The sequence below is a fragment of the Pseudomonas peli genome (assembly GCF_900099645.1).
GTDB classification, from domain to species: Bacteria; Pseudomonadota; Gammaproteobacteria; order Pseudomonadales; family Pseudomonadaceae; genus Aquipseudomonas; species Aquipseudomonas peli.
The window spans coordinates 320,774-335,579 of sequence record NZ_FMTL01000001.1 but is presented as its reverse complement, the minus strand read 5'-3'; the positions used below and the strand labels follow the sequence as shown (position 1 = coordinate 335,579).

13 protein-coding genes are annotated in these 14,806 nt (G+C 60.7%); 9 read left to right on the top strand and 4 right to left on the bottom strand.

Annotation, left to right across the window (positions count from 1 at the left end; genetic code table 11):
* Positions 1-58: 58 nt before the first annotated feature.
* The 7 genes from recQ to BLO50_RS01695 all read left to right on the top strand — a co-directional run bounded on the left by recQ (position 59) and on the right by BLO50_RS01695 (position 9,232).
* On the top strand, positions 59-2,185 hold the full coding sequence (recQ, locus tag BLO50_RS01725; protein WP_090248231.1) for a DNA helicase RecQ: 2,127 nt from the start codon (positions 59-61) through the stop codon (positions 2,183-2,185).
* 98 nt (positions 2,186-2,283) lie between these two features.
* Positions 2,284-3,447, top strand: a complete 1,164-nt coding sequence (locus BLO50_RS01720) for a GGDEF domain-containing protein (protein ID WP_090248229.1) — start codon at positions 2,284-2,286, stop codon at positions 3,445-3,447.
* A gap of 115 nt (positions 3,448-3,562) precedes the next feature.
* The gene (locus tag BLO50_RS01715) at positions 3,563-4,579 is read left to right on the top strand and encodes a DUF2804 domain-containing protein (protein ID WP_090248228.1); all 1,017 of its coding nucleotides are present in this window, start codon (positions 3,563-3,565) and stop codon (positions 4,577-4,579) included.
* Positions 4,580-4,671: 92 nt separating this feature from the next.
* The gene (locus tag BLO50_RS01710; RefSeq protein ID WP_090248226.1) at positions 4,672-5,106 is read left to right on the top strand and encodes a MarR family transcriptional regulator; all 435 of its coding nucleotides are present in this window, start codon (positions 4,672-4,674) and stop codon (positions 5,104-5,106) included.
* Positions 5,106-6,509 carry a DHA2 family efflux MFS transporter permease subunit gene (locus BLO50_RS01705; RefSeq protein ID WP_090248224.1) on the top strand — a complete coding sequence of 468 codons (1,404 nt, stop codon included), beginning with the start codon at positions 5,106-5,108 and terminating at the stop codon, positions 6,507-6,509. Before BLO50_RS01710 ends, BLO50_RS01705 begins: the two co-directional genes overlap by 1 nt.
* A 341-nt stretch (positions 6,510-6,850) precedes the next feature.
* On the top strand, positions 6,851-8,830 hold the full coding sequence (locus tag BLO50_RS01700) for a motility hub landmark protein FimV (protein ID WP_244152820.1): 1,980 nt from the start codon (positions 6,851-6,853) through the stop codon (positions 8,828-8,830).
* 114 nt (positions 8,831-8,944) lie between these two features.
* Entirely contained in the window at positions 8,945-9,232 is a 288-nt protein-coding gene (locus BLO50_RS01695) for an Rdx family protein (protein WP_090248221.1), read from the top strand.
* Here BLO50_RS01695 and BLO50_RS01690 read toward each other — a convergent pair whose 3' ends face one another.
* The 3 genes from BLO50_RS01690 to BLO50_RS01680 form a co-directional block, all read right to left on the bottom strand.
* A complete protein-coding gene (locus tag BLO50_RS01690; RefSeq protein ID WP_090248220.1) occupies positions 9,233-10,084 on the bottom strand; it encodes a DMT family transporter in 852 nt (283 codons plus the stop codon).
* Positions 10,081-10,416: a tRNA-binding protein gene (locus BLO50_RS01685; RefSeq protein WP_090248218.1), complete on the bottom strand. Its 336-nt coding sequence runs from the start codon at positions 10,414-10,416 to the stop codon at positions 10,081-10,083. Before BLO50_RS01685 ends, BLO50_RS01690 begins: the two co-directional genes overlap by 4 nt.
* A 108-nt stretch (positions 10,417-10,524) precedes the next feature.
* Entirely contained in the window at positions 10,525-11,274 is a 750-nt protein-coding gene (locus tag BLO50_RS01680) for an AraC family transcriptional regulator (RefSeq protein ID WP_090248216.1), read from the bottom strand.
* 125 nt (positions 11,275-11,399) lie between these two features.
* Between BLO50_RS01680 and BLO50_RS01675 the strand changes: the two genes are divergently transcribed.
* A complete protein-coding gene (locus BLO50_RS01675) occupies positions 11,400-12,218 on the top strand; it encodes a UDP-2,3-diacylglucosamine diphosphatase (protein ID WP_090248215.1) in 819 nt (272 codons plus the stop codon).
* On the top strand, positions 12,215-13,273 hold the full coding sequence (locus BLO50_RS01670) for a glycosyltransferase family 4 protein (RefSeq protein WP_090248213.1): 1,059 nt from the start codon (positions 12,215-12,217) through the stop codon (positions 13,271-13,273). The genes BLO50_RS01675 and BLO50_RS01670 overlap by 4 nt, the downstream gene beginning before the upstream one ends.
* Here the strand turns inward: BLO50_RS01670 and BLO50_RS01665 are convergent.
* Positions 13,266-14,654 carry an adenylate/guanylate cyclase domain-containing protein gene (locus BLO50_RS01665; RefSeq protein WP_090248212.1) on the bottom strand — a complete coding sequence of 463 codons (1,389 nt, stop codon included), beginning with the start codon at positions 14,652-14,654 and terminating at the stop codon, positions 13,266-13,268. The genes BLO50_RS01670 and BLO50_RS01665 overlap by 8 nt on opposite strands.
* Between the last annotated feature and the right edge of the window lie 152 nt (positions 14,655-14,806).

Genomic DNA, 14,806 nt, shown 5'->3' with positions numbered 1-14,806 from the left:
CCTGCGCGTGCCCAAGCGGCACTTGCGTATAATGCGCGGCTTGTTTCGGAGACCCTTCATGCTCGAACACGCGCAACGCATCCTCAAAGACGTCTTTGGCTACGACAGTTTTCGTGGCCGTCAGGGTGCCATTATCGAGCGCGTGGCCAGCGGTGGTGATGCTCTGGTACTGATGCCCACCGGTGGTGGCAAGTCGCTGTGCTTCCAGGTGCCGGCCCTGTTGCGCGATGGTCTGGCAGTGGTGGTGTCGCCGCTGATTGCGTTGATGGATGATCAGGTCGCCACCCTTGATGAGCTGGGCGTGGCCGCGGTGGCGCTGAACTCGACCTTGAGCGCAGATGAGCAGCGCGAGATCGCCGAGCGAATCAAGCGCGGCGAAATCAAGATGCTTTACCTGGCTCCCGAGCGGCTGGTGCAGCCGCGCATGCTGAGCTTTCTGCAGAACCTCGACATTGCCCTGTTCGCCATCGACGAGGCGCATTGCGTGTCGCAGTGGGGGCATGATTTCCGCCCCGAATACCTGCAGCTGGGCCAGCTGGCTGAGCTGTTCCCTCACGTGCCGCGTATTGCTCTGACGGCCACGGCCGACATGCGCACCCGTGAGGAAATCGTTCAGCGCCTGCACCTGCAGAATGCCGAGCGTTTTCTGTCGAGTTTCGACCGGCCGAACATCTTATACCGCATCGTGCCCAAGGAGCAGCCACGCAAGCAGCTGCTGAGCTTTTTGACTGCGCGCAAAGGCGATGCTGGCATCGTGTATTGCCTGTCGCGCAAGAAGGTCGAGGAAGTGGCCACGTTCCTCTCTGAGCAAGGCTTCCCCGCATTGCCTTATCACGCCGGCCTGGCCAACGAGTTGCGCGCCTTTCACCAGAAGCGCTTTCTCAATGAGGAAGGGCTGATCATGGTGGCGACTATCGCCTTCGGCATGGGCATCGATAAACCCAACGTGCGCTTTGTCGCCCACCTTGATCTGCCGAAATCCCTGGAAGCTTATTATCAGGAAACCGGTCGCGCCGGCCGTGATGGCCTGCCGGCGGATGCCTGGATGGCTTACGGCCTGCAGGATGTGATCTTCCTCAAGCAGATGCTTAACAACTCCGAAGGCGACGAGCGGCATAAGCGCGTCGAGCAACACAAGCTCGATGCCATGCTGGCGCTGTGCGAGGAAACCCGCTGCCGGCGCCAGGCGCTGCTGGCTTATTTCGACGAAGACATGCCGCAGCCCTGCGGCCATTGCGACAACTGCATCGACGGTGTGCAGACCTGGGATGCCACCGAGCCGGCGCGTCAGGCGCTGTCGGCGATCTACCGCACCGGCCAGCGTTACGGTGTGGGTCATCTGGTTGATGTGTTGCTCGGGCGCGATAACGAGAAAATTCGCACCGTGGGTCATCAGCATTTGGCCGTGTTTGGTATCGGTAAGGCGCTGGCCGAGGGTGAGTGGCGTTCGTTGTTTCGTCAGTTGGTGGCGCGCGGTTTGGCGGATGTTGATTTGGACGGTTTTGGTGGGCTGCGCCTTTCTGACAGTTGCCGGCCTTTGCTCAAGGGAGAGGTCAGCCTGCAGCTACGCCGTGATCTGAAACCGCAGCAAAGCGCCAAGGCCTCCAGCAGCGCGGCCAGCCAACTGGTGCGTGGCGAGGAGCGTGGCCAGTGGGAAGCGCTGCGCGCCTTGCGCCGCAAACTGGCAGAAGAGCACGGCGTGCCGCCGTATGTGATCTTCCCGGATGCCACCTTGCTGGAGATGCTGCGTAGCCAGCCCAGCACTCTGGCCGAAATGGCTCGGGTTAGTGGAGTCGGTGCGCGCAAGCTGGAACGCTATGGTGAGGCCTTCCTGGCGGTGCTCGGTGCGGATGATGAAGCACCGCGTGCAGTGGTTGATTTACGGCATGAGCTGGTCAGCCTGGCCCGTGCCGGCATGACCCCTGCGCAGATTGCCAGCCAGCTGAGTTGCAGCGAGAAGAATGTTTACGGTCTGCTGGCCGAAGCCATTGGTCGGCAGCAGCTGTCCTTAGAACAGGCGCTGGATGTGCCTGAGGGATTGCTCGGCGAAATTCAGGATGCCTTCCTCGATGGCGAAGGTGAGTTGCCACCGGTAGCGGCGATCAGTGAGCAGTTTGCCGGGCGGGTTGAGCTGGGCATCCTGCACTGCGTACGTGCTGCCTTGCAGGCTGAATTCGAGGCCTGACATGCCTCGTGCGGCTGTTATCCCCGCGGATGGTTCGGCTTGTGGCGCCCGATATGAGCGGCTAAGGTGGTTTCAGCCACTCCGCTGCAGAGGTTCCGGTGCCGCTTTCCCATGCCTGGCTAGACGATGTTCGCCCCAGCCCCTATGCCGATCAGCTCGCCTTGGGTTTTCGGCTGCTGCGTTTCTCTCGGCCGCTGGAGCAGGAGTACCGCAACTATGTGCGTGACGACACCTTCGATCTCAAGCGCATTGCCCTGGTTGTGGGCATTCTGGTGTGGCTGGCGTTTGCCGCGTTCGATTTCGTCCTGATTCGGGCGCCCGAGGTGTGGTGGATGCTGGCCATCCGTCTCGCCGTCTTACTGTTGCTGTGTCTGTTTGGTGTATTGCTGATTCAGCGCAAGCACGTTCATTTGCTGCAACCGCTTAGCTGGGTCAGCCTGCTGGCGCTTGGCGCTGCAGCATCGCTGGTGGTGGGCATTGCCCATCGAGTAGACCCCAGTTACCCCTATGAAGGGCTGCTGTTGGTCTGTATGGCCGCCTACTTTCTGGCAGGGTTACGCCTGATCGAGGCGTTGTGCTGCTCTTTGCTGGTGCTATTGGTATACGTCTGTGTCGAGCTACTGGTCGCCGATTTACCCATGCCTCGGTTGATCAACAACACCCTGTTTCTACTTTTTGGCAACTTGATGGGCGCGGTAGGGTGTTACTTGCTGGAGTTCAAGTCGCGCGAGCATTTTCTGATCAGCCGGTTGATGCGCGTACTGGCCGATCACGACAGCCTGACCGGCTTGCACAACCGCCGCAGTTTCAACCGCCAGTTCGAGCGCCTCTGGCGTCAGGCGCAGCGCGAACAGCGCAGCCTGGCGCTGTTGCTCTGCGATGTTGATCACTTCAAAGCCTACAACGACCACTACGGTCACCAAGCCGGCGACAACGTGTTGCAGCGCATAGGCAGCCTGCTGCAGGACGCGGCACGGCGCCCACTGGACATTGCCGTGCGTCTGGGCGGTGAGGAGTTTGCCGTGTTGCTTTACGACATCGGTGAAGCCGAGGCGCGGCATCACGCCGAAGCCCTGCGTCAGACTCTGCAGACCTTGAACATCCAACATGCCGGCTCTGATACCGCAAGCATGCTGACCATGTCGATCGGTATTTCCTGCATCCAGCCTGCCGCTGGGGGGGCGTTGGCGCAGCTCTATGAGCATGCAGATCGCGCACTTTATGAAGCCAAGGCGTTTGGCCGTAATCAGGTCGTGGCCTGAGAGTCTGGGCTTGAGGTGGCCGATTTTGCCGCTGTGCTTGGCGCCTGTGGTGAATGCTCGGAGCAAAGTCGCGGTGCTAGCATCGCTGAGGTTTTTTCCTTGAGTGATTGCTCCGATGGATCGACTGATTCAGGCCAACGGTCAGCCGCATTACGGCATCTTTCCCGCCGCGCCGGGGCTGATCAACTACCGCGATTTTGATTTCCGCTCGCCTATGGGGCGCAAGTTGGGTGCGTTGGCCAAATGGCGGCGTTTTCATCAATTCCAGTATTTCGGCCTGATCAGCGATGAGCTGATTGGCGGCTGCGCGCTGGCCAACCTCAGCCTGTTGGGTGTGGGTTTCGTCTACCTGTTCCACCCAGCCAGCGGGCGCATGATCGAGCGTCAGTTCAAGCTGCCGCTGGGCTTTGGCAGCCAGTTCTCGCAGACCCCAGATCAGGGCGTGTGCGAGGTGCGTAGCGGCGGCAATCTTCTGCGCTTGGAGAACAGCTCCTTATCGAAGGAAAAGCGTCTGCTGGTGGAACTGGATGACGGCACTCGCATCGACGCCTGTTTCTCTGAGGCAGAACCTGCTTTTCAGCCGATGTGCATCAACACGCCAACGGCGGTCAATGGCTGGGTCTATGCGCAAAAGGTAGCAGGGGTGCGCTGCACGGGGCAGGTGCGCAGTGTGTTGGGGAATTTCGATCTGGCGCAGATCGGCGCATTTGCCCACCACGACTGGTCGGCCGGTTATATGCGCCCGGAAACCCATTGGAACTGGGCCTGCTTATCCGGCCCGGCCGGCGAGCAGCGGGTCGGGCTGAATCTGTCCTGCGGGGTCAATGAAAGTAGCTTTACCGAGAACTGCTTCTGGCTGGATGGCGAGCTGCTCAAGGTCGATACCGTGCGCTTTGCCTTTGATCGTGATCAGCCGCTGCAGCCTTGGTTGATCAACTCCTATGACGGCCAGGTGGAGCTGCGCTTCGAGGGGCGTGGCCTGCACAAGGAGCGATTGAACGTGGGGCTGCTGGCGAGCAACTTCAAACAGATATTTGGCCAGTTCACCGGCGTGCTGCGCCCGACTGGCCGGTCCGAAGTGCGCATCGACAACCTCTGGGGCTTTGTTGAAGATCAGTATGTAAAGTGGTGAAACGGTTGTGAGCCTTCTGCAGGCTTGCCTCATGAAAAGGGTTATGGTTAGCTGGCTAATAATTAGTTTTTTATAGTTAAGAGCCGTTGTCCATGTCGCATACCGATCAACACCGTTTTGCCATGCAAGTTGCCCAGCTTTCCCGTGCCTGGCGCGCCGAATTGGATCGCCGCCTCGTCGGCCTGGGGCTTTCCCAGGCTCGCTGGCTGGTGCTGCTGCATCTGGGGCGCTTTGCCGAATTGCCGACCCAACGCGAATTGGCGCAGAGCGTCGGTGTCGAAGGGCCGACCCTGGCGCGTCTGCTCGACAGTCTTGAGGCCCAAGGCTTGGTAAGCCGCCAGGCGGTGCCTGAAGACCGCCGCGCGAAGAAGATTGCCCTCAGCCCGCAGGCCCGCCCACTGATTGAAAAGATCGAAGCGATTTCCGCGCAACTGCGCCAAGAAGTCTTTGCCGGCATCGATGAAGACGAGTTGCGCCGCTGCCAGAAGGTTCATGCCCAGGTGTTGAGTAACCTGGAAAAACGCTGATGCGTGACGACCTGCCGGCCCTGCAGCAACGTTTCGGTCCGCGTTACCCGCAGTGGCTGTTAGCATTGCTGATGGTCGGCAGCATGGCCATGGTCTTGGCCTCCACCAGTATCAACGTCGCCTTGCCGGCGATCATGGCGGACTTCGCCATTGGCCGGCCGCTGGCGCAGTGGCTGTCCACGGGGTTTCTCGCGGCCATGACCGCTGGCTTGCTGCTGGCCGCCTGGGCCCAGGCGCGTTTTGGCGCGCGGCGTACGGCACAGTTCGGCCTACTGCTGTTTATCCTCAGTTCACTGTTGGCGCTGATGGCGCACGCCGCCTGGCAGCTGATCGCCCTGCGCATCGTGCAGGGTCTCTGTGCGGGGATTGTGCAGCCGCTGGCCATGGTGCTGATTTTTCGGGTGTTCGCCGATGGCGGGCGCGGCATGGCGCTGGGCATATATGGCCTGGGGGTGATGCTGGCGCCGTCGCTGGGGCCGGGGATTGGTGGTTACCTGGTCGATCATTTCGGTTGGCCGTCGATTTTCTGGATGCCGCTGCCGATGTGCCTGCTGGTCATGCTCGCCGGGCAGTGGTTGTTGCCCAGTGAACGTGCGGCCAGCACCCCGCGTCTGGATATTCAGGCCTTTGCCTGGCTGTGTGTGGCGATATTTACAGCGTTGGGCTTTCTTGCCGAGGCGCAGCGTTTTGCCTGGACTGCGCCGAGGGTCTGGTTACCGGGTTGCCTTGCACTGCTGGCCGGTGTGGCGTTTATCCTGCGCAGTCGGCGCGCTGCTCAGCCGCTGCTGCCGCTTGCCTTGTGGCAGCATGCCGGGTTTCGCAGCGCCAGTTGGGTCGCCTTGACCCTGGGGTTGGGTTTGTATGGTTCCACCTACCTGATTCCTCTGTATCTGCAAACCGTTGAAGGCTTCAGCGCCGGACGCTCGGGTCTGCTGCTGTTGCCGGCGGGAATCTTGATGGGCATGGCGTCCTTTCTCGGCGGCTGGCTCAGTGATCGACTGTCTGCGGCCGTGCTGCTGAGTGGCGGACTGTTGATCTTTGCCTTGTCGGCGGCGGGGATGGCTTGGGTTGAGCAGGGCGCCTCATTCATTCAACTGTGTTTCTGGGCCTGTGTCGGGCGTATTGGTCTGGGTGTGTTGCTGCCGGCCTTGAGCACCGGTTCGCTGGATATCCTCAGTCCTGAGGAACTGGCTCAAGGCGCTGGCGCCATCACCTTCGTGCGTCAGCTCGGCGGCGCGTTCGGGGTCAACCTGCTGACCTTTTTTCTGGAATGGCGGCACAGCGCCGAAGGCGGCGATCATTTCTCGGAGATGCTCGCCTTCAAGCAGAGTTTCTGGTTGGTGGCTGGCGTCTTCGCGATCACAGTTTTGGCGGCCTGGGGCGTCAAGTCGACCAGGCGCTGACAGCTAAACGGTTGTGTGACGGAGTTGTCGTTTTCTTGGCTAAACGCCTATGCTTGCACCTGTAATGGCTTTTTGCCGAGCGGCGTCGGTTATTCGTCTATTCAGTGCGCCGTATTTATGGCCATGCACCAGCCGGGTTAAACACGGAACGTACTTCCCAAGGCAACATTTGCCGATTCCTACTCTGTCGCAAGCGCTGGAAGCGCACGTCTTGGACGTGAAGTGGCGAGGGATTAGGGGGCGGAGTCACGGGAGCGTTTTTTATGGCAAAGGTTCGTCAGTTACTACTAGGTTTGGCGTCAAGTTCAGCATTGTATTCAGGTTTAGTCCCTGCACTTGGCTTGGGTGAAATCACCCTGCATTCGGCACTTAGTCAGCCGCTGGATGCCGAAATCGAATTGTTTGATGTAGGCGATCTGACCGCTGAAGACATGCGTGTGCGCCTGGCGCCTGCCGAAGTGTTCAGCCGTTCCGGCGTCGACCGTCTGTATTTCTTTAATGACCTGCGTTTTACCCCGTTGCTGCGGGGCGGCAAGAGTGTGATTCGCGTGGTATCGACGCAGCCGGTGCGTGAGCCTTACCTGAATTTTATTGTTGAAGTGGTCAGGCCCAACGGCCAGCTGTACCGCGAGTACACCGTATTGCTTGACCCACCCAGCTCTGCGGCTTACCGCAGCCTAGCGGCGCCTGCTGCATCTACAGTGCCTGTATCGGTACCCGCAGTGACTCGTGCCGAGGCTGTTGAGCCTACACGGCCAGCGGTATTGCCCGCCGCGCAGCAGGGAAATCGCTACAGCGTGGTCAGCGGCGACAGCTTGTGGAAGATTGCCGAGCGTCTGGCCGCCGAGACAGGGCAGGTAACACCTCAGTCGCTGATGCGTGATCTGTACGCGCTTAATCCGCAAGCCTTTATCAACGGTGATATCAATCGCCTGCGTGCCGGTGCGCAATTGCTCTTGCCCGATAGTGTTGCGGGTGTGCCGTCTGCAGTGGTCGAGCCGGCAGTAGCGGCAACTGCTGCGCCCGAGACTGTGGCTGCGCCTAGTGCTCAGCTGCCGGTCGACCCGCCAGCCGAGCTGCTGATTCAGGAACAGGCTCGCGTCGAGCAGGAGCTGGCCAGCCAGATTAGTGAGACCCTGCAATTGCAACAGAGCCTGGCCCAGCTGGGCCTGCAGGTTCAGCAGCTGCAGGAACAGATGGACGCGCGTGATCAGCAGATTGCTGGCCTGCAGGCCGAGTTGGCCGCGCGTCGTGCGAGCGCTGAAGCAAGTGCTGCGTCTGTGCCTGCTCCGGTCGCGATAACCGCACCGGTTACGGCGGAATCAGGTAGCAACTGGCTGGCGATTATTGCCGGTCTGCTGGCGCTGTTACTGGCCGGTGTCGTGGGGCTGTTCTGGCGCAGCAGAAAACCCGTTGAGCCAGCCCCTGTTGCGGTCGCCGCTGCCGTGATACCGGTCATGCCGACGTCATCCAGTGCCGCCCCAGCGTCAGCCGTCACACCGGCCGCCGCAGTGGCGCTCAATATGCGCGAGGTGCCGCGAGGTGGGCCGGTATGGCCAGCAGCGGGTGAGGATGCGCTGCAAAGTGCCAACGTGTATATCGCTTATGGCCGCCTGAATGAGGCCGCCAGCACGTTACGCAAGGCCTGGGAGGCCCAGCCGCAGCGCAGTGATATCGGTTTCCGTCTGCTGGAAGTGCTGGCGTTGTTGGGGGATGCCCAAGGTTTTATCGACCATGAAGCCGTGGTGCGGGCATCCGGCTTTACTCCGGCGCGGATCGACGAGTTGAAGGCGCGGCATGCCGAGCTGTTCAGCGCGCCGCCGGCCAGTTTGCTGGACGATGTAGTGCTGGAACTGGATGAAGTCGAGGCGCAGCCGTTGGTGGATGCTGCCAATGATGGCCAGCTCAATCTGGACGATATGTCGCTGGATGCCGACTGGGATCTGGTCAGCCCCTTTGCCCCAACTGCGCCGAACAAAGTGGCGGACAAGACCGGCAGCAGTACTGCGGCCAAGCGTAAGACTTCGGATATCTTCGAACTGTCCAGCAGCCGTGATGCCCGCAGCCCGTTTGCCGAGTCCATGCTGGTGGAAGAAACATCCAATGACGGTTGGGGGGGTGACGTCCTCGATGTGGAACTGCTGGATGATTTTGATGAGCTGGCCAGCAACCGCGAAAACCTGTCCAAACTGAACATGGCCCTGGCCTATATCGAGCAGGGCAGCCTGGACAGCGCCTGCCAGATCCTCAATGAAGTAATCAACGAAGGCGATGAAGAGCAGAAGCAGGAGGCGCGTCAGCTGCTGGCTAAAATCGCCTGATTCAGAACGCTGTTGCTCAACGCCCGCTAGCTTGCGCTAAGCGGGCGTTTTTCTTCTGCTGACCTATGGTAGCTGCGCGTTATCATCGGTTTTTCATCCGCCGTGAGCCTGCCAATGTCCAACCCCAAAGTCGAAGTAGTTATCACCTATTGCACGCAATGCCAGTGGCTGCTTCGCGCCGCCTGGCTAGCGCAGGAGCTGCTGTCGACGTTTACCGATGATTTATCCAGGGTTTGCCTGGAGCCCGGTACAGGTGGGGTGTTTCGCATCACCTGTGATGGTGTGCAGATCTGGGAGCGCAAGGCCGATGGCGGTTTTCCCGAGGCCAAGGTGCTCAAGCAGCGCTTGCGCGATCAGATTGATCCGGCGCGGGATCTGGGCCATAACGACCGCAGTCATTGATCACTTGGCCATCCGCGCTGATAGAAAAATCGCGCTGACAATCAGCAGCCCGCCTGCCAGCATGCGCAGGGTTGGCACCTCACTGAAAAGCAGCCAGGCGAAGGCAATGCCGTAGATCGGCTCCAGGGCGAAAATCACCGCCGTAGTGCGTGCCTTGAGTACCCGCAGGCTGGCGACGAACAGGCTGTGCGCCAGGCCCGTGCAGAAGATCCCAAGCATGGCCATCCACAACCAGTCCTGTGCCTGCACGCTGGGCAGGGTTGGCCAGGCCAGCGGCAGGAATACCAGTAGCACGGTGAGGTTCTGGTACAGCGCCGCCTGGACTGGCTCGATGCCACGGGTGCTGGCGCGGTTGAGCAGCGACAGCAGGGCGAATAGCAGGCCGGAAAGTACTGCCCAGAGCAGGCCGCTGGTGGCCTGGCTGCTCAGGTCGAAATGCGGGGTGACCAGCACCAGGCCCAGGCACACCAGCGCCACCATGGCGTATTCGACGGGTCGGGTGCGCTCGCGGAACAGCAAACCTTCGAGCAGTACGGTAAAGGCCGGGAAACTGGCGAAGCCGAGGGTGGCGATGGCCACGCCGGAGATATGCACGGACTCGAAGAAGCTCCACCAATGGCCACCAAGCAGCAAGCCACCGAGGGCCAGTAGGCTGGTTTGGCGCAAGCCGAGGCGGACCAGGCGAGCGTTGCTGATCAGTTTGGCGAACAGCAGCAGGGCCGCCACGGCGAAGATGGCGCGGCCGGCGGAGATCATCTGCGGCGTGGTATTCGCCAGCTTGCCGAAGATGCCGGACAAGCCAAACAGTAGGGCCCCCAGATGGATGGCCCAGAGCGCATTACGTTGATTCATGCCAGGCGTGCGCCATTAGGTAGCGGTTTGTCGAAGCTGGCCAGAACCACCTTGTTGTCTGTGTCATACACGCCGGTCACCAGCACCTCGGAGCGCACGCCGGCGATGCGTTTGGCTGCGAAATTGCACACGCACAGGACCTGGCGGCCGAGCAGTTGCTCGCAGCTGTAGTGGGCGGTGAGCTGGGCGCTGGATGTCTTGATGCCCAGTTCGCCGAGATCCACCTCTAGCACGTAGGCGGGTTTTACGGCTTTTTCATTGGGGCGGGCTGCGCGAATGGTGCCGACGCGCAGCTCAACCTTTTCGAAATCCTGCCATTCGATATTTTGCATAGGCGACTCCTCGATTCTGCCGGGCAGTCTAGGTGCCTATCTGTGCGCTTGTCTGTCTCAGGAATCGCGGGTTTTGTCGCCAGGCTCTCGTCGGTGGACGCAGGCAAATTAGTCAGTGCGGCGCAGTTGTCGAGGTGTAACGCCGAGATGCCGGGACAGGGCGGCACTGAAGGCACTTTGTGAGCTGTAGCCAACCCGCGCGGCGACCTCGCCAATTGCCAGGTTGCTGCCCTGCAGCAGTTGCCGCGCCAGTTGCAGGCGACGGCTGCGCACATAGTCCATGGGCGTTTGTCCGGTTTCACTGAGAAAGCGCGCGTGAAAACGTGCTGCCGACAGGCCGGCCAGGCGCGCCAAATCGGCCACCTGCAAGGGGTGCGCGGCATGCTGGTCGATATGCGCATCCAGCGCCGCCAGCGTTAGGCGACTGGCTGCGTGGGCAGAAGTCTCGCCATTGGCCAGGCTGGCCAAGAGCAGAGCGGCGCCTTGCTGGGCAATGACCGGGTCATTGATTGGGCTGGCGGCCAGCCAGCTGACCAACTGGCTCTGCGCAGTGTTGAGGCTGACGGCGGCAGGTTTGTCCAGCAGGCGGCGAGTGGCATCCACGTGCCGGCCCAGCTGTTGTTGCAGCCAGCTGTCTGCGGGTACGTCGAGCACCAGACAATGACTGCCGTCTTTGCTACCGCAGGCGTGCTGCGCAGCGCTGGGCACCACGGCCAGGGTCTGGTGTTTCACCTGGCTGCTTTGGCCTGCCACCTCAAACTCCAGCAGGCCGCTCAAGCCAAACACCAGCTGCGCATGGTCATGGCTGTGGCTGAGCAGTTCATGGCTGTAGTGACGCAGCGAGAGCAGCGAGGACATGGTGGGCTCCTTGTTCGGCTAGCCAGTTTATACCCTTTAGAGGTTGTCACCGAATTGCCACGGCGCTGTCATGCACCTTTCACCCCGTCTGCGCAGACTCGAGCAAACCCAGCCGGAGGTCGTCCATGACCAGCGCTCAGCTCGCCAAGCCCAGCCGCAAGCAACGTGTCCGTACCCTGTGGATTTCCGACGTGCACCTGGGCACCCGGGATTGTCAGGCTGAACACTTGGCGGCGTTTCTCAAACGCTACCAGACTGACAAGATCTACCTGGTCGGTGACATCATCGACGGCTGGAAGCTGCGCAGCGGGGTGTACTGGCCGCAGTCGCACAGCAACGTGATCCGCCGCTTGCTGACCATGAGTAAGCGCGGCACCGAGGTGGTTTACGTCACCGGCAACCATGACGAATTTCTGCGCCGCTATTCCAGCTTGATGCTCGGCAATATCCAGTTGGTCGACGAGGCCGAGCACTTCACTGCCGATGGTCGCCGGCTGCTGGTGATTCACGGTGACCAGTTCGACGTGATCACCCGTTACCACCGCTGGTTGGCCTTTCTTGGCGACTCGGCCTATGGCTTTACCCTGACCCTCAACCGCTGGCTGAATTTCTGGCGCAGCCGTTATGGCTACGGTTACTGGTCGCTGTCGGCGTACCTCAAGCACAAGGTCAAGAGCGCGGTGAATTTCATCAGCGACTTTGAAGAAGCCATCGTCCATGAATGCGCCAAGCGTGGCTTCAACGGCGTGATCTGTGGGCATATCCATCATGCCGAAATCCGCCCGATGGGGGATGTCGAGTACATGAACTGCGGCGACTGGGTGGAGTCTTGCACCGCCTTGATCGAACATTTGGATGGCAGTATCGAACTGTATCGCCTGGCCGATGATCAGGCGCGCCAGCTGCAAGCAGCTCCAGTTGCGGCTGCCGAGCCTGCTCTGTGAGGATTCTGATCGTCTCCGACGCCTGGACACCCCAGGTCAATGGTGTGGTCACCAGTTTGCAGGCGTTGATCAGCGAATTACGGAGTCTTGGTCATCAGGTCAAGTTGTTGTCGCCGGCTGACTTTCGCGCGCTGCCGTGCCCCAGTTACCCGGAAATTCCCTTGGTGTGGAACCTCTGGCAGGTTGGTCCGGCGATCCGCGCGTTTCAGCCGGATTGCGTGCACCTGGCCACCGAAGGACCACTGGGCTGGGCGGCGCGACGCTGGCTGAGTAAGCGCGGCTTGGCGTTCTCCAGCGCCATCCATACGCGTTTTCCCGAATACGTACACACGCGCTGGCCCTGGGTGCCGCTGCACTGGGGCTATGCCTTTCTGTGTGCTTTTCACCGGCCGAGTCAGGCCGTGCTGGTGACCACCGAGCGCATGCGCGACGAGTTTTCCAGTTGGGGCTTCAAGCGCCTGGTGCTGTGGTGCAAGGGCGTCGATACACGGCTGTTTCGTCCAGCCAAAACGCTGCCGAGCCCTGCCGAACCAGTGTTTCTGTATGTCGGACGGATCGCCCCGGAGAAGAATATCGAGTCGTTTCTGGCCCTCGATCTGCCGGGGCAAAAGCTGGTGGTCGGCGATGGCCCGCAGCGCGAGGCATTGCAGGCGACTTATCCACAGGTGAATTTTCTCGGCTACCAGCATGGTCAGGCCTTGGCTGAGGCGTTTCAGGCCGCCAGCGTGCTGGTATTCCCCTCGCGTACCGATACCTATGGTTTGGTGATGCTCGAGGCTTTGGCCTGCGGTACGCCAGTGGCAGCGTTTCCGGTAGCCGGGCCGCTAGACGTGTTGCAAGCGGGCGTCAGCGGGGTCATGCATGAGGACTTGCGCGCGGCCTGTCTGGCGGCCTTGAGCTTGGATCGGGGGCGTTGCGCCGAGTTGGCCGCGCGACAATCCTGGCGGGCGTCAGCACTGGAGTTTCTGGCGCAGCAGCCACTGCTGGATGGTGAGTTGTGTATGCCTGTTGTGCAGGACTCACACGCAGCGGGGCATAAGCAGGTGCTTACATGATCACCTTGTCACGCAGCTTGTCGGCTGCCTGACTAAGGGCCTGGATGACCTTTTCCTTGTCGAAATTCTGGATGCCGTTGGTGTCCAGGTACATGGAGAAGCCGGGTAGTTCGTGTTCGACATAGCTCGACGTGGCGCCCAAGTCGCGGCGGAAATCCACCACCTGGTAGATCTGCACCGGGCGGGTAAAGCCCTTGACGGTGATCTGGCCTTTGTCGCGGCACATGATCACGTCCTTGATCAGTGAATAGGTCTCATGAGAGATCAGAATTTCGCCAGATTCAGCAGCGCTTTCCAGGCGGCTGGCGAGGTTCACGTCGCGGCCTATGATGGTGTAATCCATGCGCGTATCGGCGCCGAAGTTGCCCACCGTGCAATAACCGGTGTTCAGCCCCATGCGGATTTCCAGTGGCTTGGTGATGCCCTGAGCCCGCCATTGCTGGCGCAGTACCTTCATATGCTTGCGCATGGCGATGGCCATGGACACGGCATTCACCGCATCTTTTTTCGCGCCCTTACTGCTTGGGTCGCCGAAAAATACCATCACGCAGTCGCCAACGAACTTGTCGATCGTGCCGCCGTATTTCAGGCAGATCTTCGACATCTCGTTGAGGTAGGTGTTGAGCAGGTCGGTCAGGGCTTCCGCTTCCAGTTCCTCTGACAGCTCGGTGAAGCCTTTGATGTCGGAGAAGAATACCGTGAGCTTTTTACGTTGGGTCTCCAGACGCACGCTCTTCTTACCAGTGAAGATCGACTCCCACACCTGCGGTGACAGGTACTTGGCGAGATTGCGTGCCAACCGAGCAGCTTTTTCCTGTTCGCGGCTGATTTCGCTGCGCACCTGCGCCAGGCGCAGGCCCTGCTGGTGGACAAAATAGGCAGTGATGCAGATATACAGTGTGGTGAAGGCAATGCTGACCAGTGCCACCAGTGCCGGGGTGTGCACGTTGGGCTTGGCCTCAATCATGGCCAGGATAAAAACGGCACTGCTCAGGGCGATCAGGCCCGCCAGGCCGAGGTAACGCAGGCCGCCGATGACCAGGGCACTGAACGTCATGATCAGTAGCGCCATTAAACTGGGTACCACTGAGAAGCCCAGCAGGGCAATCGCGCCACCGCAGTGCAAGGCATCAATAAATAGCAGGCTGAGCATCGTGCGCTGCGGGTGATCACGCTTGAAGCGCAGGCTCAGGTGGTGCGCCAGGTGCGGGTAAAGCAGGGCGTAGGGCACCATCCAGAGAATGTCGTAGCTGAAATGTTGGGTGTAGGTGCCGGCGGCAATGCTGGCTGCGATGGCGATATAGGCCAGTACGCGCGAGTAGTACTCACGCAGCGGTGGTGCCGGCAGTGCGGAAATTCGGGGGGCGCTTTTGACATTCATCCGATGGGACAATCCCTGCTGCTCGTCTGGCACCTCTGCTGGGTGCCTGGGTGGCGCGCCGTGCAGGCTGCGCGAAATAAGCCAGGGATCATAACCAAGCCCACCGCAACCGCCAAGCGCGGCGGCTGAACGGCAGGGCCGCGTGGGTCAGT